At 41.7% G+C, this 18,863-nt stretch carries 14 protein-coding genes and 1 pseudogene; 2 read left to right on the forward strand and 13 right to left on the reverse strand.

All coding sequences use genetic code 11. The annotated features are described in order from the left end of the window. Positions 1-24 precede the first annotated feature (24 nt). The 7 genes from EEL30_24280 to EEL30_24310 all read right to left on the reverse strand — a co-directional run bounded on the left by EEL30_24280 (position 25) and on the right by EEL30_24310 (position 9,955). Positions 25-492 (reverse strand): lipoprotein signal peptidase, encoded by a 468-nt coding sequence (locus tag EEL30_24280; GenBank protein ID QDX95133.1) that lies wholly within the window; start codon positions 490-492, stop codon positions 25-27. A gap of 98 nt (positions 493-590) precedes the next feature. Beyond that, positions 591-1,268 (reverse strand): serine/threonine protein kinase, encoded by a 678-nt coding sequence (locus EEL30_24285; protein ID QDX95134.1) that lies wholly within the window; start codon positions 1,266-1,268, stop codon positions 591-593. Positions 1,269-1,495: 227 nt separating this feature from the next. Next, entirely contained in the window at positions 1,496-2,923 is a 1,428-nt protein-coding gene (locus EEL30_24290; GenBank protein QDX95135.1) for a phosphoglucomutase/phosphomannomutase family protein, read from the reverse strand. 563 nt (positions 2,924-3,486) lie between these two features. After that, complete coding sequence (locus EEL30_24295; GenBank protein QDX95136.1) at positions 3,487-4,143, reverse strand: DUF4912 domain-containing protein; 657 nt, start codon at positions 4,141-4,143, stop codon at positions 3,487-3,489. A gap of 323 nt (positions 4,144-4,466) precedes the next feature. Further along, positions 4,467-5,975, reverse strand: a complete 1,509-nt coding sequence (locus EEL30_24300; GenBank protein QDX95137.1) for an amino acid permease — start codon at positions 5,973-5,975, stop codon at positions 4,467-4,469. Positions 5,976-6,467: 492 nt separating this feature from the next. Next, entirely contained in the window at positions 6,468-7,640 is a 1,173-nt protein-coding gene (locus EEL30_24305) for a DUF418 domain-containing protein (protein ID QDX95138.1), read from the reverse strand. Between the two features lie 53 nt (positions 7,641-7,693). Beyond that, positions 7,694-9,955: a DNA topoisomerase III gene (locus tag EEL30_24310; GenBank protein ID QDX95139.1), complete on the reverse strand. Its 2,262-nt coding sequence runs from the start codon at positions 9,953-9,955 to the stop codon at positions 7,694-7,696. A gap of 211 nt (positions 9,956-10,166) precedes the next feature. Here EEL30_24310 and EEL30_24315 point away from each other — a divergent pair. Continuing rightward, positions 10,167-11,080 (forward strand): annotated as a pseudogene (locus EEL30_24315) (NAD(P)/FAD-dependent oxidoreductase). Between the two features lies 1 nt (position 11,081). Next, positions 11,082-11,558, forward strand: coding sequence for an NUDIX domain-containing protein (locus tag EEL30_24320; protein ID QDX95140.1), 477 nt, complete (start codon positions 11,082-11,084; stop codon positions 11,556-11,558). Between the two features lie 424 nt (positions 11,559-11,982). Here EEL30_24320 and EEL30_24325 read toward each other — a convergent pair whose 3' ends face one another. From EEL30_24325 to EEL30_24350, 6 genes are all read right to left on the reverse strand, one after another. Beyond that, the gene (locus EEL30_24325; GenBank protein ID QDX95141.1) at positions 11,983-12,417 is read right to left on the reverse strand and encodes a hypothetical protein; all 435 of its coding nucleotides are present in this window, start codon (positions 12,415-12,417) and stop codon (positions 11,983-11,985) included. A 294-nt stretch (positions 12,418-12,711) separates the two neighbouring features. Continuing rightward, positions 12,712-13,584 (reverse strand): aminoglycoside 6-adenylyltransferase, encoded by an 873-nt coding sequence (gene ant(6) / locus EEL30_24330; protein QDX95142.1) that lies wholly within the window; start codon positions 13,582-13,584, stop codon positions 12,712-12,714. Between the two features lie 654 nt (positions 13,585-14,238). Then, positions 14,239-15,474 carry a M20 family peptidase gene (locus EEL30_24335; GenBank protein ID QDX95143.1) on the reverse strand — a complete coding sequence of 412 codons (1,236 nt, stop codon included), beginning with the start codon at positions 15,472-15,474 and terminating at the stop codon, positions 14,239-14,241. A gap of 23 nt (positions 15,475-15,497) precedes the next feature. Next, the gene (locus EEL30_24340; GenBank protein ID QDX95144.1) at positions 15,498-16,691 is read right to left on the reverse strand and encodes an amidohydrolase; all 1,194 of its coding nucleotides are present in this window, start codon (positions 16,689-16,691) and stop codon (positions 15,498-15,500) included. 40 nt (positions 16,692-16,731) lie between these two features. After that, on the reverse strand, positions 16,732-17,031 hold the full coding sequence (locus tag EEL30_24345; GenBank protein QDX95145.1) for a DUF3899 domain-containing protein: 300 nt from the start codon (positions 17,029-17,031) through the stop codon (positions 16,732-16,734). A 205-nt stretch (positions 17,032-17,236) separates the two neighbouring features. Further along, complete coding sequence (locus tag EEL30_24350) at positions 17,237-18,862, reverse strand: peptide ABC transporter substrate-binding protein (GenBank protein ID QDX95146.1); 1,626 nt, start codon at positions 18,860-18,862, stop codon at positions 17,237-17,239. Position 18,863 lies beyond the last annotated feature (1 nt).

The following is an 18,863-nucleotide window of genomic DNA, read 5'->3' on the forward strand; positions in this document are numbered from 1 at the left end:
ATTCATTCCAATCCTAGTATGCACTTACTTGTTGGAAGAATGTGATGGCTTGCGAGATTCCATAAAAATATCAAGCATCATCACTGCCACACCAAACGTAATCGCCATATCGGCTACATTAAAGATTGGGAAGTTGATAATTACAGCATGTAAAAAGTCCACCACTTGTCCAGTTGAAGCCCGATCAATAAAGTTACCGATGGCTCCTCCCAATACGAGAGATAAGGCAACCGACATGCGCGGATTGCTTTTTCCTTGTTTGTAAAGAGTATAGATAATCCCAATTACAACCAGAGTGGTGATAATAATAAAGAACACGCGACGGTTCTGGAGCATACCAAACGCAGCACCCATATTACGGTGTGAAGTGAGGTGGAACACATTTTCAATCAACGGAATTGACTCTCCATATTCCATATACTTCACCACGAGATGCTTAGTCCATTGATCCAATGCAATAACCGCGAGCGCAATTATGTAGTAGAAATACATAACAGCCTCCTCAAGAAATGGCGTAGAGTAACACCGCAAATTGTACCACAGGCAAAATCAGTTGGGCAATTTTTTTCAATAAGTTCCTGCTAGATCAGTTAAATCGAACTCTTTTTTTGTTTCCCTTTTTGTTTAACAGAAGTCAAACCCTTCAGCTTCCGATACAAACGATACCCTTTTCGAACAAGATCAAGCGTCCACAGAGGAATTTTGATACGACGTTCTTTAAGATAAGGATAGTAAAAGCGATAATAAGCACTTCGAATATCCTTCCATTTGCGATCTTCTCCCGGATGAATATAGTCGCTCACGTCAATGATATAGGCATGTCCTTGATACATCAGTACATTTTTGCCATGAACATCTTGAGGGTATAGGCCCTTGGCTCTCGCTTCATCTAGTGCCTCATCTACTTCTTTTATTACATTTTCAGGGATAGGAATACCATACCGTACACAATCAAACAATGAGATCCCTCTCATACGCTTGATGACTAGATAGTTTTCCCCTCTCTGATAACAAATCGGATAGTATTTTGATTCACCCAGACGACGATATACTTCACTCTCTTCAGAAATCCCTGGCTTACCTGGTGCATATAGCTTAATAACAACGTCAGGATAGTCAGGATGGCAGAACACGCCTGCGTAATTACCAGTTCCTACAATCTCCCACGGATGAGGAGCATGAATGACTTGAACGGGGTCATAGGGAGAGGGGGATTCTAATACTACTTCTTCTAAAAAACGCTCCAAAAGATCCTGCTCCAATTTCATTGATACCCTCTCTTCATCTTCGCATCTCAGCTTTTATTGTAACAAAGAATGATGCGAGAAACATTGTTCCTTTTACCCAGTATCATTATCTAGAAAGAACTTTTCGCCATGCATTTCATTTGACCTGCCTACTTACTACTTACACGAGAAAAAAACCAACTCACTAGAAGCTGGTTCCTTTTTAAAAATCTTTTTCTTATTTGTGGTTTAAAACTCCTGTAGCTCATTTATTTGATCTCCTCAAACCAATCCCTTACTGCCTCTTTCAACCGATCCAATTCTTCTGACCCAGTCGCCTCACAATAAATCCGTAACAATGGCTCTGTGCCAGATGGACGAATCAGCACCCAATGTCCGCCTTCTAGCAAGAGTTTAAAACCATCCTCCGTTTTAATGGATTCAACTGCATATCCAGAAATCGCATGTGGAGGCTTCTCCTTAAAACGGCGCAAAAAATCTTCCTTTTGTTTTAAGCGAATATCTAGCCTAATGCTATACATGCGCCCAAATTTACGGTGAATATCCGCTTTAATCTCTTCTAAACTCTTCCCCTCAACCGCACACATTTCCGCAATTAATAAATTAATTAAGATTCCATCTTTCTCAGGAATATGGCCGAGAATGCTTGCTCCTCCACTCTCCTCACCACCAATGAGCACATTCCCTTTTAGCATCTGCGCCCCAATATATTTAAATCCCACAGGTGTCTCAATTAATTCCAACCCATAATGCTCACAGATGCGGTCCAATTGATGAGTGGTAGCTACAGTACGAATGACTTTGCCTTGACCATTTCGGTTTTTCACCATGTGGTAAGTGAGTAGTGTCAGCACTTCATTAGGCGGAAGATATCTACCCTGTCGATCCACAACACCAAACCGATCTGCATCTCCATCATTAGCTACTCCCAAATCAGCATTTTCCACCAGCACTTGACGAGATAATTCTGCTAAATGGTGTTCATTCGGCTCTGGCAGACCGCCACCAAATAACGGATCTCTCTCTTCACGTATGCTTTTAACCGCTACACCAGCCTCCTGCAACAGCGCACTCATATAACCACTCCCTGCCCCATGCATGGCGTCTACCACTATGGTTAAATTGGCTTTTTGTAACACATCCATGCGAATAATCCGTCGAATATGTGCCTCATAGTGAGGTTTCAAGTGAATCGGTTGATATAGCTTACGAATTTTAGCGTCTTCGATGGTGCGTGTCTCTACCTGTTCATCACTCGCTTCAATCTCTTGAATCAGTACTTCTAACCGTTGCGTAATAGCAGGAGAGGCTGGTCCTGCATATTCGGGAATATATTTGATTCCATTGTATTCCGCCGGATTGTGGCTAGCAGTCAACATTACCGCTCCGCTCACACCAAAATGCTTTACTCCAAATGCAACGACAGGTGTTGGTGTGGGCTCGCTCACCAAAAAGGAAAGGATGCCGTGAGCAGTCAACACACGCACAACTTCTTGAGCAAACATTCGTCCCATAAAACGAGTGTCATAGCCGACAATTATGCCCCGATCTATCCAACCATTCTCCTCTGTATAACAAGCAATTGCTTTTGCCACCGTCCGTACATTTTCCATCGTAAACTGATCAGCCATCACAGCTCTCCATCCATCCGTTCCAAAAACAATCTGCTTTTTCATTTGATTCCCTCCATGCTAGACAAGTAATGGTCACGTCAAATACTCCACTCATACTTTATGAAGGTGGAAAGCAGAATAGAAGGCTGAGCTCTTAAACAAAATAAAAAAAGCGACACTGTGGTCGCCTACTAATCATTTTATGAATTAGCCGAGAACACTCGTGATTTTAATCATGAGATGAATCGGCTTCGGACAGAGCGTGTCTTCTGACACGTTAATTGACCGACTACTTCTTTGAATAACTAACAAGAACAGGTATACTAATCTTGTACAGATTGCTCATTGAAAACGGAATGTATGGGGTTGCCATAAGGAATGCTTTGTGGCGTAAAACATTCAAGCACCTTCGTCCTCTCTGACCGAAAAGCGAAAACCAAGCAGTAGGTCAGAGAGAAGAGTCCAACGTACACTTTTTTTCAATAACCGTAGGGACTACGGGGATAGCCTGCTAATTCTCACTTCGTTGGATGTGATAGCACAGGAATCTCGTGGCTTTAGCCATGAGAGGTTCAAGTATCCTCTGTTTCTTCTCTAAGCAATCGGGGGTGCCCTCCCTTGGTGCTTTACCATGCAGCATACCGGTAAGATGTTAATGTCACGCCCTCTGAGCGCATAATGGGACAAAATTGGCCAGAAGCATATAGACCAAACTCCGCCACGTACTGTTTGCCCACTTGCAGATGCTCCACATAGCAAGATTCTGCTTCTCCTCTGATATACACGTCTTTATACCCCACTTCCCTTCTAGATGTCACGCCTTCCTCCAATTCATACAGACGAATTCCTTGTTTAATATTCGTCCAATCTTCATTCAAGTACCCTGCAATCATATGCAGGCGATATTTAGAAATATACCAGTGAACATACACAGTCTCAGGTGCCGTCGGAATCACAGTTATGACCGGGACACGTTTTTCCTCTTGTTGAGCTTGCCCCTGCATTTGTTCTGCTAAAAAACCTTTTGCCTGAGTCGTATAGCTATCTCCCTTGTCCGTTTCCAATGGATAGACAGGAGGATAAAAAGGGGGGCTTACAACCTTCCCCATGAACAAATTGACGAAGATCGCCTCTGTTATACCCTTGTTCTCTCCATCCGCCTGCGACTTCAGACCAAATTTGTGAAGTTGGTATTTCACTTGGCCAATTGTCATTCCACACCTTGTAGAAATCTCTTGAAGCGATAGGGATTGTGCTCGCATTTGTAGGATTTTTGTAATCATGAAGGTTGTACTCCTTTCTGCTTAACTCATTGCTATCAGTATAAAAGAGCTTGTCTTAAAATCATGTCGAACGCTGAACGCATAACTTTTCTTCTTTTGTCGATACCAGCTAAAACGTTCGGCATAGAGGCTGGTCGTTCGACAAACTTTTTATATTCACTAAAAATTTCAATAAAATGAAAAAAACTCTGATTGATAGAAGCCATCATATAGAACACACATATATACAAAAAAACCACTCACAAGCTTCAGGACTTTGCCTACATGCTTGTTGAGTGGTTTTTACTGTAATAATCTATGGTGTTGCAAAAAAGGTTTTAACTTTAGTCTCTTACATGTCCACTGCTGAAATCACATTCGTTTAATTTCACCATTTTTGTTTTCTTGGTCCATTTATAACCTAACCACAGAGCAAGGAAGATTGGAATACCGATATAGGATACCAGCATGGAATTCCAGTTAATTTGGTTGCCTAAAAATGCCTCGTAATCTTGTCCCAGAATAACGACCATGCATAAAATAAAGGCAAATAGAGGACCGAATGGGAACCATCTTGCTTTAAACGGCAATTCACTTAAGCTATGCCCTTGTGCCACAAACGCACGGCGGAAGCGATAATGACTGATCGCAATACCCAACCAGGCAATGAATCCAGACATACCAGAAGCATTTAGTAACCACGTATATACAGCACCATCACCGAATAGAGAAGCAAAGAAAGCAACCATCCCAACTGATGCTGTCATCAGCAAGCAATAGATTGGAATACCGCGACTGTTTAGTTTCATAAAGAATTTAGGTGCTTTTCCATCCTTCGCCATCGCCCACAACATACGTGTAGATGCATACATACCGGAGTTACCCGCAGACAATACAGCCGATAAAATAACAGCGTTCATCACAGAAGCGGCAAATGCCAAACCTGCTTTTTCAAATACCATCGTAAACGGACTAATCGCAATCGTATCTATATCGCCACCCACCAAATTCGGGCTGGTGTACGGAACCAACAAACCAATAACCATAATCGCCAAAATGTAGAACAACAGAATACGCCAGAACACTTGCTTGATAGCTTTCGGGATGTTTTTACGTGGATCATCGCTCTCTCCTGCTGCTACCCCGATTAATTCTGTGCCCTGAAAACTAAAGCCAGCAATCATAAACACCCCAAGGGCTGCCATAAAGCCTCCGTGGAATGGTGCATCGCCAACGGTAAAGTTCTTAAAGCCAACAGCCTCTCCACCCATAATACCAAAGATCATTAAAATACCAACTACTAGGAAAATAATAACCGTTGCTACTTTAATCATGGAGAACCAAAACTCGGACTCCCCGTAGCCTTTTACAGATAAATAGTTCAATCCAAACATCAAGGCTAAAAATAAACCGCTCCACAGCATTGAAGAGCTCTCTGGGAACCAAAATTTCATTAAAAGCGTCGCCGCAGATAACTCGGCTGCAATCGTAATGGCCCAGTTATACCAATAGTTCCAACCTAACGCAAAGCCAAGAGCAGGATCTACAAACCTGGTTGCGTAGGTACTAAAAGAGCCTGACTCTGGCATAAAAGCCGCCATCTCACCCAAACTGGTCATTAAGAAATATACCATAATACCAATAGCCAAATATGCTAAAATCGCGCCACCAGGACCTGCTTGGGAAATGGCTCCACCACTTGCAAGAAATAGCCCCGTACCAATAGAACCGCCAAGAGCGATCATGGTAAGGTGACGAGCTTTTAGACCGCGCTTCAGTTCTTGTGGTTGTCCCCCGTCTCTAGTAGCCGATATGTTTGTTGACCTTTCGTTCCTTGATGTTGCCTGTGGCATAAAAAAACGCTCCTTTGTCTGTTCATAGATACATGCAAGGAAGGAGTGGGAATATAAAAAATCCGCCAATCAAAACCTGACGACGGATTTATACATGACCCGCATCATACCTTCCATGAAGATAGCACAACACGCTTATTCGGAAAATAAACGTGACAGTTCTGCCCCTTTCGGAAACAGCCCCAGCCTGTACATCACAGAGTCTTTGTACAAACTTCGGCGGTCTTTCCTTTCTGATGGAGTCTACAACTTCTCTGTGTCTCGTCCAGCATACTCTTAAATACCGCAACCTCTACCTCACCAGATATGATGAGGGTTTGCTATTTTATTAAAAAAAGATAATGTAATTATAAATGAAAAAGGAGTAAAGTTCAACTACATTTTCCATAACCTTTTATACAAATGCAATCTTTCACGTTTTTTTCTATATTTGATCGCTTTCCATACAAATAAAAGATGACCTCTAGATAGGCCACCTTTCATCCCCCTATATCAATCGTGACTCCGTTCCTTCAACCGCAATGGTTGCTTTTGCATATAAGTCCCACATCTCCACAGCCACTCCATCGGTCCAAAGGCGTATTGCGATAACCACCACTTACTAAACATGATCTGCAATAGATAGAGAGTAATACAAAAGATAAATCCAATCCACAGTGGGATTCCCGCTGTATTCGGCACAAACAGTGAAAACAACATGACTGTTATAATTGTCTGCGATAAATAATTGGTCAATGCCATACGCCCCACATACGTAAATCCGTGGAGCCGCTCTTGCCAGCGTTTGTTTTCCAACAACAAAACGATGGAGACTAGATAAAAGACCGCCAACGTTTTTCCTGTCATTTGAATGTACTTTTGAATTTCTTCGGATACATACACATCATGGCTGAAATAATAACGAAACATCGGGATAAACAACAGAATAGTCAACACAAGACTCACTATCTGCGTGACGCGCAAGCCACGTTTCCATTCATGCACACGTTGAAAAAAGTTGACCTTTCCTGCACACAATCCTAACAAAAACAGTCCCAGTAACTCAGGAATATAAATGATTACATTAAGAATCTGTATTCCGGTCAAAATTTCATAGCGTTGACTTACTTTTTGGGCATAGTCTTCTAGCCCATTGAACCAAGGGGCTTCCAATAAAACCGTTTGACCTAATACAACGTCGCTGGAAAAAGCAAACCAGATAAACAACATAAACAGACCCATTAGAAAAATGCTCCAAACCAACAGAGCTGATGCCTTTTGTCGATAAAATAATAAAAGTAAAAAGCCTACCAGTGCGTACATATGTAAAATATCACCATACCACAACAGCAAAAAATGTAGGCAACCAATAAGAAACAGAACTGTTAAACGCATGGAAAACAAAGCTCTCAGCGCGTATCCCTTAGCTTCTGCTCTACTCATGAATAGATAAAATCCTAATCCAAACAAAAAGGCAAACAAAGAGTAAAATTTCGTCTGAATAAATAAGTCATACCCAAAGCGAAACACTGCATCCGTTCCTTGGGCATATCCCCTTGAGTCTAGAGGTTGAATCCCCAACATGGCTGGGAAGTTCACTAGGAATATACCCAAGATAGCAATGCCTCTCACTGTATCAATAGAGGTTATTCGATCTTTGGGTGAAACTGGACTTGCTGGATTCATACACCACACCCCCTTCCTTTCTTGTTTGTTACTTTGCCTTGTTTTATTCTGATCTACTCAGTAGAATATAGCGCCTCTGTAATCTTTTTCCCTTTCGGTGCTCTAGAGCTTGCCTTTTTGTACTCCTTTGCACTTGAAGAGGCTGCCTTCGCTTCAAATTCAAACTGAAATTGCGCCTTCTCAAGGTCCCAAACCAAATAGGCATCAAACGTCTTCTCACCTTTTTTAAAGCCTTTAATCAGACCGGTTTTTCCTTCCTCCATCAGCTTTTTCACATTTGTGGCAGACAGTGACTTACTCAGTAATTTTTTTGGAAGAGTGATTTTACAACCAGTCTTGTTAAACTGATCACAGCCATAAAAATTTCCTTTGTCTACTATAGCGCCTTTGCATCCAGCACAAATAGCTACCTTTTTACCTACAGTGAATTTAGAAGCTTGCTTAGGCATCGCTTCGATATCCATGCCGGTAAAATCCCACGTAGCTGATTGCTCTGTAGCATCCTGGACAATCTTATGAGATAGCTTTTTGACTTGTTCCATAAACTCTTGCGGAGAGGCCTGGCCTTGGCCAATTTCCGCAAGCCGTTGCTCCCAGCGAGCCGTCATCTCTGGAGAGGCGAGAATTTTATCCCCAATTGCATCAATCAGCAAGCTTCCTTTATCTAAGGCAAATACTAGGTTTTTCTTCACATCAATATACTTTCGATCTTTTAGCATCGTAATAATGCCTGCTCGTGTAGCCTCTGTGCCCAGTCCCTCCGTTTTAGATAACACTTTTTCCCATTCACTATTCTCCAAATGCTTGCCTGCTGTCTTCATCAGCGTAATTAATTGGCCCTCTGTATAGCGTTTAGGCGGTTGTGTTTTCCCAGCCTTCACTTTTACTCGGCTTACCTTCCCCGTTTCGTCCTTTTCAACCGGTGGTAGCAGTTTTTCTTCATCCCTATCCTTATCGTCCTCTTCTTGACCTTGAAATAAAACCGTTCTCCAGCCTGCTTGTACTTGGCATTTTCCCTTGCGTATAAACGTTGCCCGTCCATCAACCAAGGTGGTAATGGTAGTATAGTCAAAAATCGCAGGCTCGTAATGTGCAGCAATCAGACGTCGTGCCACCAAATCATAGATATGGCGTTCGTCAGCAGAGAGCTTATCCAAATGAGGCACTTGCTCAGTAGGAATAATAGCGTAGTGATCCGTTACTTTCTTTTCATTTACGTAGCGTTTATTAGTAGCAACTGATTGTACTGGTGTAGGAAAAAACGATTGAAACTCTTTCTTTTTGGAGAGCTTAGACAAAATTTCTGGAAATGTCTTGGCTTCTCCTGGTGTTACAAAACTGGAGTCGGAACGCGGATAGGACAAAAATCCCTTCAGATATAATTGCTGAGCCACATCCAATGTCTTTTTTGGTGAGAACTTAAAAATTTTATTAGCAGTTGCTTGTAAGGAGGAGAGATTAAACAAGAACGGTGGCAAGAATTCCTTGCGTTCTTTTTTGACCTCTTGTACACTCGCAGACTTCTTCTCGCAGAATTGGGCAATGCGTACAGCCATTTGCTCTTCAAATAAGCGAGACTCACCATTCTTCTGCCAAATGCCTTCATATTTCTTTCCTTCTATATCAAAGGAAGCAATCACTTCCCAAAATGGCTCTGACTTGAAATTAGCAATCTCTTTTTCCCGTTTGACTACGAGCGCCAGGGTAGGAGTCTGTACACGTCCTGCCGAAAACACATCCGAAACGCCCTTTTGCTTAAAGAGAATCGTATAAATTCGGGAAGCATTCATCCCAATTAGCCAGTCTGCACAAGAACGACTGTACGCTTCGTAGTATAAATTTCGCGTGTGTGTCTCATCTAATAAGTGCTCAAAACCTTCTACAATGGCGCGATCTGTTAAGGAAGAAATCCATAATCGTTTCATTGGTTTCTTTACGCCAGCAAGCTCTATAGCCGTACGAATAATCAGCTCACCCTCACGTCCGGCGTCACCCGCATGGATAATTTCTGTTACATCTGAGCGTCTTAGCAACTGTTTAATAATTGTGAACTGCTTGGCCTTTGATCCCATGACCTGATAACGAAACCGTTCTGGTATCATAGGGAGCGTCTGAATGCTCCATTTTTTCCAAGCTGGATTATACTCTTCGGGTGGAACTAATTCGCAAATATGCCCTACAGCCCATGTCACTAAGGCTCCCTTAGGAAATAAGCGATGCGGAGCAATTTCAATATATCCTTGTTGTTTTTTATATGTAAATGGGCCTGAGAGTTTTGAGGCCTGATCAGGTTTTTCAGCAATAATGACTTTCATGTAAATGACTCCCTTTTATGAACAGCTTTATTCTTCTGATCCAGTAAAAAAACTGTTTTCTAGTTTACCGTGTTTTGTCCACTTATACAATCTCGAGTAGGAGAAATCATTTGTTGTGAAGGTCATAGCTGCTTAATTTATCCCCCAGCTCAGCGGAATTTGCTATAATGAAGAGAAGCAATCATTTTAGTAAGAAGCGGGGGAAATGAAATTGAAACATGTTCAAGTGCTGATCGCAGGCGCTGGAATGGCAGGTATTTCCACTGCAATTTGGTGCAAACGGCTTGGGCTTTCTTGCCTCGTCATAGAAAAAAACGATACACTTGGCGGACAAATTCGCTATATCCATAATCGCATCTGGGACCTCCCCCCAGAATTTATGCAAACGGACAAGAATTACTGACCGACTTGCATGAAAGTGTGCAGGAGCTACAAATACCTATTAACTATCAAGAAAGCCTGCGTAGCATTGATTATCAAACCAAAATCATACATACAGATCAAACCTCGTATCAAGTGGATTATGTAGTTGTTGCTACAGGTGTAAGTCCCATTCATTTGCCACAGCTTGCAGAGGTTCCTACTCATGTGTTAGGACCAGATTTTTCAACTTCTTTGGGGGCTCATTTATTGGATCAAAAAGACATTCTCGTCATTGGTGGTGGAGATCGTGCGTTAGAAAGTGTTTGTAATCTGTCGGTGTACGCACGACATATCTGGCTTGCAGTCCGTAGTCATCAGTTTCGCGGCAGGCAGGAATGGGTGCAAAAGGCCTCCTCTCTATCTAACGTGAGCATTTGGATGGAAACGGAAGTGAAAGCAGCAAAATCCGAAGGTAATAGATGTTCTGTTCACTTGCAAACATGCCAGCAAGAGACGCATAGCTTGCAAGTAGATTGGATTTTGCCTCGTATCGGAATCGCTGCAAATAGTCACACCGTGCTTGAACTAGTAGACGAAATGAGCGGGTTTTTGACTGTAGATCAGCATTTGCGTACTTCTCATGCATGGGTCTACGCTATTGGTGACATTACAAATGGAAGTCACTATGCTAGTCTTTCACTTGCAATCGGTCAGGCTATGAAAACCGCAAAACACATTGCCCTACATGCTAAGGAGGCCTAACATGGACACTTTTTACGATACGACAGGCGTACCTATGACGTTAAGCTTTGACCCGGCGGAATTTCGAGAGGAACAAGCTAAGCATGTCCTGGTCTTTCCTTTTTATCAAGGCAAGCTTTTATTCACCATCCACACCACACGAGGGTATGAACTCCCAGGAGGGAAAGTGGAATCTGGTGAATCAAGCATTGCAGCTGCCATTAGAGAGACGTACGAGGAGACAGGCTATCACCTATCCTCCATCACAAAAATTGGTCAGTATACGGTCGGTGATTCGATCGTCAAAGATATTTATGTAGCAGAAGCAGAGCGACAGGTAGCTACTATTGTAGAAGGATCGGTTGGTGGGGCTTTTGTCAGTAATAAGATTCCAACAGCCGAAGAGTTGCGCTCAGATAAACGATATAGTGCTTTTCTAAAAGATGACGTCTATCCCTTGACCATCGCTCGTTTACGCGACTTGGGCTACATAAAATAATCCTGATCTTGATCCTATTTCAGGGACAGACTTAGTCACCTTGTCCCATTTGTGTTAAAATGTAGTTACTTGCATATGGTAATATAGAAAAAGCCGTGAGTGTTGCCGCACTCACAGCCTTCTACAATAGTTGGTTCCCGTTGGTGAATCAGCTCATCAGCTATAGACAAGAAATGACCTCCTGCGCTTAGTGCACAGCTTGAGGTCATTTCTTTTTCAGGTAGGTTAACAATGCTAACAAAAACATCCCAAACATGAACAGCAGGGACAGCACTTGGTAAACCTCCATGTTCTCACCCCCTCTCCGCATTGATTTCTAGGGGTGAGCCGACCACTCTCGTGAAAGTAAGCTATTGTAGTAAGGAAAATTATAACATATCCCCGATACAACAGGATTACATTTATCAGTATTTTTTGGTAAAATTTATTTTTGAGCAATTTTTGCAAGGATTGGCACGAATTTTAACAGAATCAGATCAACATGATAAAACACCAGGCCTGGAGCAACTCCAAATACTAGTAAGGCTGCAATTGGTATTTCAAATTTACTGAAAAATATGAGCTCCATCAGAAGCACAACAAGCAATCCACCTACTGCATACGCCATGAAGCTTGACAGATAAGAAGATTGACTATCCTTCCGTACAAATCTCTCCATCCAATCGATTGCATATGAACTGAACAGTCCGACCGTGATATAAAACATGAGTACAATTGGAAAAATCGACTCAAATCCTATCATCATAGTACGAGATGAATCTAACGATTGACCTTGTGATATTTCATTTACAAAAACAAATAAGTAGGTATATACAACAGGTGATAAGCAAGCAACTAATACTCTCCTGACAAATAACAAATTAACCACCTCTACAGACAATGAAATGTAAATATGTCACACCTCTTAGCATCCGTCTTTCTTAAAAAACAATAATAAATCTAATTTTCAGAAAAACGATTTCTACATGCGCCAAACACGATGATAACTCCTGTAATTGGATTATGGCAAATCCTTTTGAGGAAATAGGTAAATAAACAAAAAACCAGTCAACACACGAAAACAAAGTGTTAGACTGGTTTTTTATTTATTACTATATATATCTAATTCGTGTCTTTCAGAAAATGTAGTAAATTTTCAAACGGCTCTTCAGGATCAGTAGATTTCAGTGGCATTGGATGGTAAATTTTGGGTGTGTTTTAAAAAGGCAGTAACTCGATGATCTTCTTCTTGAGGATATCTATAATGCAAATGATCTGCAACGTATTTTGCTGTACTGCGAAATAAATTTCCCATAGCAAAAAGCGCTTTCCATGTACCATCGTAGCTTCCATCGGCATAGGTGGACAGAAGCTCTTGCCAGCTTTGTTCCGAAATATGTTTCTCCAAGTATTTACCACTTTTACCTATGCTAACTGAAAAATCTGTTTGGATACCAACCTGCCATTCCAGCATTTTGAGCAGCATCGGTCTAACATTTTTGTTGAGATGATCTTGTGCATAAAGAATTTCCTTTCTCCACAAACCTTTTGCTACATAAGTGGAGACCCACCAAAATTCATTGCAACAATCCGCAAAGAATTCAGCAGACGGACGTTTTACCCAATAATCTTCATCGGTTGAAGTGGGGATTTCAGGGAGACAGTTATCTTTGTCCATTAAAATGACCATTAGCTTATCTTCTTTGCAATACTCGTCTTTTTCGTCTAAAGGAGTTAAGGTCAGATCAATACGGTTTCCATCTGTAAACAGCATCAGGTAAGAGAACCGCCTGCCCAACTCAGGGGGAAACATGGACATAGCTTCGGGAGTTTGCATAATGATTCGATCACCAAATACATTAATCCAATTAGGGTCTCGAACAAAAGAATCCATTTCGTTTACAAGATAACTGATATCAAAATCTTGAAACATATCATTGGGCACATTTGGATTCGTCCGTGAACCCTCCAATACTACTGCACGAATTCGTTCATCATTTTTTGCAAACCCGAGGATTAAACCTAGCATTTCTTTTTCATTTCTCATACTCGCTTTCTAACCTCCGTATTCTCTATATTAGATCAATTCAGAATGCCAGTAGGCGGTCCACGAGTCCGAATTGTACGAATGCTAGTTCGCTGAATGGGTTATAATTTATTTAATTTTTTCTTCATCATTCTCTTCCCCTTTCTTAAGAAGATCATATAGATATATGAGCAGATTGCAGTCCAATTTATGAATTAGCCGAGAACACTCGTGATTTTAATCATGAGATGAATCGGCTTCGGACAAAGCGTGTCTTCTGACACGTTAATTGTCCGACTACTTCTTTGAATAACTAACAAGAACAGGTATACTAATCTTGTACAGATTGCTCATTGAAAACGGAATGTATGGGGTTGCCATAAGGAATGCTTTGTGGCGTAAAACATTCATACCTTCGTCCTCTCTGACCGAAAAGCGAAAACCAAGCAGTAGGTCAGAGAGAAGAGTCCAACGTACACTTTTTTTCAATAACCGTAGGGACTACGGGGATAGCCTGCTAATTCTCACTTCGTTGGATGTGATAGCGCAGGAATCTCGTGGCTTTAGCCATGAGAGGTTCAAGTAAAGATGGTTCATTCTCAGAATACCATGTGCTTAAGTATACTACTCCATCCAATCAACGAGTAGTCGAAAAATAACCTTCCTTTACGACTGTTAGGACAACCCCTGTTTTTGTTGAGAGAATTCCTGTTTAATCGCTGCTAATACAGCCTCGTTTGTCATTAATGTAAACCCCGTTAAAGCCAATACCTTAGCTCCAACAATTATGGCAGCGTCCCCTTCTGGTGATTTGGCGGCTTCACGAAACGCATCGGTATGGCAGACTAACTCATCTGATCCAATTTTAATATATGGATGAATGGTCGGCACCACATAACTGATATTTCCTGCATCCGTAGAACCAAGTCCTGCTTGATGACGAGTGTCCACCTCATAACCAAACCGTTCCATTTGTGCTTGAAACACGCCATCGAATGTGCGGTTCAGCACCAAATCATCTACTTCATTTTGAAAAGCGATGAGATTGACAGTCGCGCCTGTCATTAATGCCGCCCCTTGAGCGATTTGCTTGATTCGTTCAGTCACTTCTCGGCATGTGCTACGTGTGGACGCCCGAATATAAAACCTAGCCTTAGCATATTCGGGTACAATATTAGGTGCGTCACCGCCATGCGTGATAATCCCATGAATCCGCACGTCATCGGTCACGTGTTGACGTAAGGCATTGATTCCATTAAAAAGCTGAATAACAGAATCAAGTGCGTTAATCCCCTCTTCTGGTGCAGCCGCTGCGTGTGCCGCCTTGCCGATGAATTCAAAATCAAGCGGGATGACAGCAAGCGTTGTCCCCGTTATGCGGTTGTGGCTAAATGGGTGCACCATCATGCATGCGTCTATACCTGTTAATAAATTATGTGTAACAAAACTGCCTTTCGCACTGCCATTAGGTCCGCCTTCCTCTGCCGGCGTTCCCAGCACTACAACTTCACCACCTGTCTCTTGGAGCGTCTCCCCTAGCGCAATCGCAGCAAGCACACTTGTTGTTCCGATAATATTATGTCCACACGCATGACCTAGACCTGGCAAAGCATCATATTCAGCTAAATAACCAATGGTAGGTCCTGTTTTTTCGCCTACCTGTTTACGTGCCAGAAAGGCTGTAGCATGACCAGCCACCCCTTTTTCTACCTGAAAACCTGCCTCTTCCAACAAAGAAGTTAAAAGCCCTTGCGCATACACTTCCTCATTGCCGATCTCAGGATGCTCATGAATAGCATGGCTAATCGAAATAAATTGTTGCTTGTTTTGCTCTACATAGGTAATGATTCTATTTTCCAATGCTGACTGAGTTTTGTTTATCTCCGTTTGGATTGTTTGGTCTACCTTCATGTAATCCTCCTACTTCATTCTGCTTATTTATCCACACGCTCATATACCACTTCACCATTGATAAACGTCTTCTCCACCTTGTTTTGTATGTGAAATGGATGCCCACTCCAGATAACCACATCGGCATCCTTCCCACTCTCCAAAGAACCAACACGATCTTCTACACCTAAATGTTTGGCAGCGTTTAGCGTGATAGCTTGCCATGCCAAGGCTTCATCCAACCCATCGCTTACGGCATGAGCAACGCTGGTCACTAAGTATTCAATTCCTACAACCGGATGATCTGTAGTAATACTAAAAGGTACGCCCGCTTCTGCTAAGGCAAGGTGTGTATGGAAGCCTTTATCTGCTAATTCGATCTTAGACCGTGAGGAAAGGGTAGGTCCTAAGGAAACACGAACCCCTTTTTCTAGTAAGAAATCCGTGATTTTATGACCTTCTGTGCAATGCTCAATTGTAATCTCAATGTCAAATTCTTCAGCTAAACGTAGCGCTGTTACAATATCATCAGCACGATGAGCATGAGCACGTAATGGAATCTCTCGCTTTAACACTTTCACCAAGTTTTCTAGGCCTAAATCACGCTTAACAGGATCACCTTTTTCTTTAGATTCCAAATATTCTTTCGCTTTAATAAATTCTTGACGGAACAAAGCCGCAGTTCCCATCCGTGTAACCGGTGCTTTATCTTTGGCGCCAAACACCCGCTTGGGATTCTCACCAAAAGCTGCTTTCATTCCAGATGGCTCTCGGACAATCATCTGATCTACAATCGTACCGGCCGTCTTTAAGACAACCATCTCTCCGCCGATCACATTAGCGCTACCTGGCATGGATTGAACAGTTGTTACACCTGCTTTTCGAGCTTCGACAAAACCTCTCTCAAAAGGGTTAATTCCATCTAAGGCTCTCACATAAGGAGTTACTGGAGAGCTTGTCTCATTAAAATCATGCCCTTCTTTTCCGATACCTTCTTCATGGACGCCCAGATGTGTATGCACATCAATGATTCCTGGTGTCACATACTTACCTTCCGCATTGATTGTTAGTAGCTCTGCATATTGGGCTTTTATCTGATTGATTTGATCAGTAATCTCTGCTGTCGTACCTACTGCCTTAATTTTCCCCTCTGCTAACAAAATGGTACCCTGTTCCAATTTATGACCATCGCCAATGATGATTGTTGCGTTAGTAATGATTGTTGCTGACATATGCATACTCCCCTTTTTATGTATCATTTTATTGTCCATATGAATATCACGACAACTGGATGCCTGCCCAGATAAGGGATAGAATAACAAAAAGCATTCCTACCACTAGCAGTATGACCATCAGTTGCCTTGCTTTTTTTCTTTTCCACTCTTGCAGGGTTATATCCTCTGCAAGCTGCGCATCAATTTGCTGAAGAGCTTTTGATTTTTTAAAAAAGGTGCTGCCTAGTATGTAAAAACCTTTAAGAAACAAAGCAAAAAAACCTGTAAGCCATACAAAAACAATTGCCCCTCCCAGCAACAGGAGTAAACCTGTAAGAAACATCGTATCCATAATTGTATCCATAACAGTCTCCTCTACTGGTGAAACATCTGTATACAGGTACTTACTGAACAAAGCTTGTTACTCTACTATTAGTAAACTGATTAACATGTTACTTTTTGAAAAAAGAGTCTGCTCCTCTTAAGGCAGAAGCAGACCTAAGATGTCAGGTATACATATACATTGGTTTTAGATTCAAGAATCAAAGCTTGTTGAACATTGTCCCTTATTACTCTGCTACTTTTTTAGCCCAGCGCAAGTCAGGATTTTTATACACACTGTACGTTACGTCTGTCAATGAATTGGCATTCAAATAGTTTTGCGAATAGAAGAAGATCGGAAGAACCGGTAAATCCTGCATGAAGATATCTTCGGCTTCATGTAAGTATTGATTACGTTTCGCTTCATCCTGCTCCACTTTCGCTTTTTCCATTAACGTATCAAATTTTGGATTTACCCATTTGGCTTGGTTATTTGGACTCTCACCTAAATAGTAATCTAGCATGGCTACAGGATCAAGGAAAGAGCCAACCCACCCCATGCGAGCCATTTGGAAATTACTTTGTTTATAAGTATCAATGTAGGTTTTCCACTCTTGATTTTCCAATTTCACATCGACGCCAAGATTATTTGTAAACATTTGTTGCAAGGCTTCCGCTACTTTTTTATGGTTTTGTGCGTTATTGTACTTCAAGGTTACGGTAGGAAGTTTGCTCCAGCCCTCTTCTTTCATTCCCTCAGCCAATAGCTTTTTCGCTTCAGTTGGGTCAAAAGTGAAGTAGGTTGGCTTTTCTCCGCGGAAATCTGCGTCCGCTGTTTTAACGCCTTGTGGTACATAGGCATATGCTGGTGTTTCGCCTGCTTTGGTTACATTTTTGGTCAATAGGTCACGATCGACTGACAAAGCAAATGCACGACGTATTTTAGCATTCGTAAATGGTTCTTGTGTCACATTAAAAGTGTACAAATAAGTTCCAAATTTAGGGAGGCTTACATATTCCTTATTGTTCTTCTCTTGGTCGATAGCATCGATCGGCAACGTATCAATGATATCTAGCTCACCTGTTTTGTACATTTGGTAATAAGTCGTTGCATCTGGTACCATTTTAAAATTGAGTGTATCCATGCTGATCTTAGATTTATTCCAATAGTTTTCACTCTTCGTTAGCTTTAATTGACTATCATGCTCCCAACTAGCCAATTTGTACGCACCATTTGATACCAGTGTATTCGCTTCTGCTACCCAGTTCTTATTTCCTTCTACTACCTTTTGATTCACGGGAAAGTAGACATTGTTCATCATTACTTTTGGGAAATAGGAGGTAGGTGCGTTCAGCTCCACTACCAGTGTTTTGTCGTCAGTTGCGTTTACTTTGACTTCTTCTACTTTACCTTCGCCTTTATTATAAGCCTCAGCGCCTTTTATGTAATACAGGTAAAAAGCGTTGGTAGCTCCTGTCTCTTTATTCAAGACACGTTTCCATGAATATTCATAGTCTTTAGCTGTAACCGCATCACCATTTGACCACTTGGCATCGTCACGGATCGTGAATGTATAGGTTTTTCCATCTGGAGAGATCTCTACTTTTTGAGCCGCCCCTTCTACTACATTTCCTTCCTTGTCAAAAGCATAGAGCCCCTCATAAAGATGATCAATAATCCAGAATGATTTTGTATCGGTAGCAATGGCAGGATCAAGTGAATATGGCTCACCTGCCAGATTGGCTGTCAATTCTTGTTTGGCACTTGCTCCTGATTCAGGTATACCTGCTGTACCTTCTTGATTACCACACGCAGTTAGGGTAGGTACTAGGAATAATAGAATGGCTAATGCTGGTAATAATAGCTTTTTCAAT

This window comes from Brevibacillus laterosporus (assembly GCA_007833815.1).
Classification (GTDB): domain Bacteria; phylum Bacillota; class Bacilli; order Brevibacillales; family Brevibacillaceae; genus Brevibacillus_B; species Brevibacillus_B laterosporus_D.

What these genes read in the sequence shown, in the direction of transcription:
- EEL30_24280 (QDX95133.1), bottom strand. Translation starts at nt 492, where the DNA reads ATGTATTTCTACTACATAATTGCGCTCGCGGTTATTGCATTGGATCAA.
- EEL30_24285 (QDX95134.1), bottom strand. Translation starts at nt 1,268, where the DNA reads ATGAAATTGGAGCAGGATCTTTTGGAGCGTTTTTTAGAAGAAGTAGTA.
- EEL30_24290 (QDX95135.1), bottom strand. Translation starts at nt 2,923, where the DNA reads ATGAAAAAGCAGATTGTTTTTGGAACGGATGGATGGAGAGCTGTGATG.
- EEL30_24295 (QDX95136.1), bottom strand. Translation starts at nt 4,143, where the DNA reads ATGATTACAAAAATCCTACAAATGCGAGCACAATCCCTATCGCTTCAA.
- EEL30_24300 (QDX95137.1), bottom strand. Translation starts at nt 5,975, where the DNA reads ATGCCACAGGCAACATCAAGGAACGAAAGGTCAACAAACATATCGGCT.
- EEL30_24305 (QDX95138.1), bottom strand. Translation starts at nt 7,640, where the DNA reads ATGAATCCAGCAAGTCCAGTTTCACCCAAAGATCGAATAACCTCTATT.
- EEL30_24310 (QDX95139.1), bottom strand. Translation starts at nt 9,955, where the DNA reads ATGAAAGTCATTATTGCTGAAAAACCTGATCAGGCCTCAAAACTCTCA.
- EEL30_24320 (QDX95140.1), top strand. Translation starts at nt 11,082, where the DNA reads ATGGACACTTTTTACGATACGACAGGCGTACCTATGACGTTAAGCTTT.
- EEL30_24335 (QDX95143.1), bottom strand. Translation starts at nt 15,474, where the DNA reads ATGAAGGTAGACCAAACAATCCAAACGGAGATAAACAAAACTCAGTCA.
- EEL30_24340 (QDX95144.1), bottom strand. Translation starts at nt 16,691, where the DNA reads ATGCATATGTCAGCAACAATCATTACTAACGCAACAATCATCATTGGC.
- EEL30_24345 (QDX95145.1), bottom strand. Translation starts at nt 17,031, where the DNA reads ATGGATACAATTATGGATACGATGTTTCTTACAGGTTTACTCCTGTTG.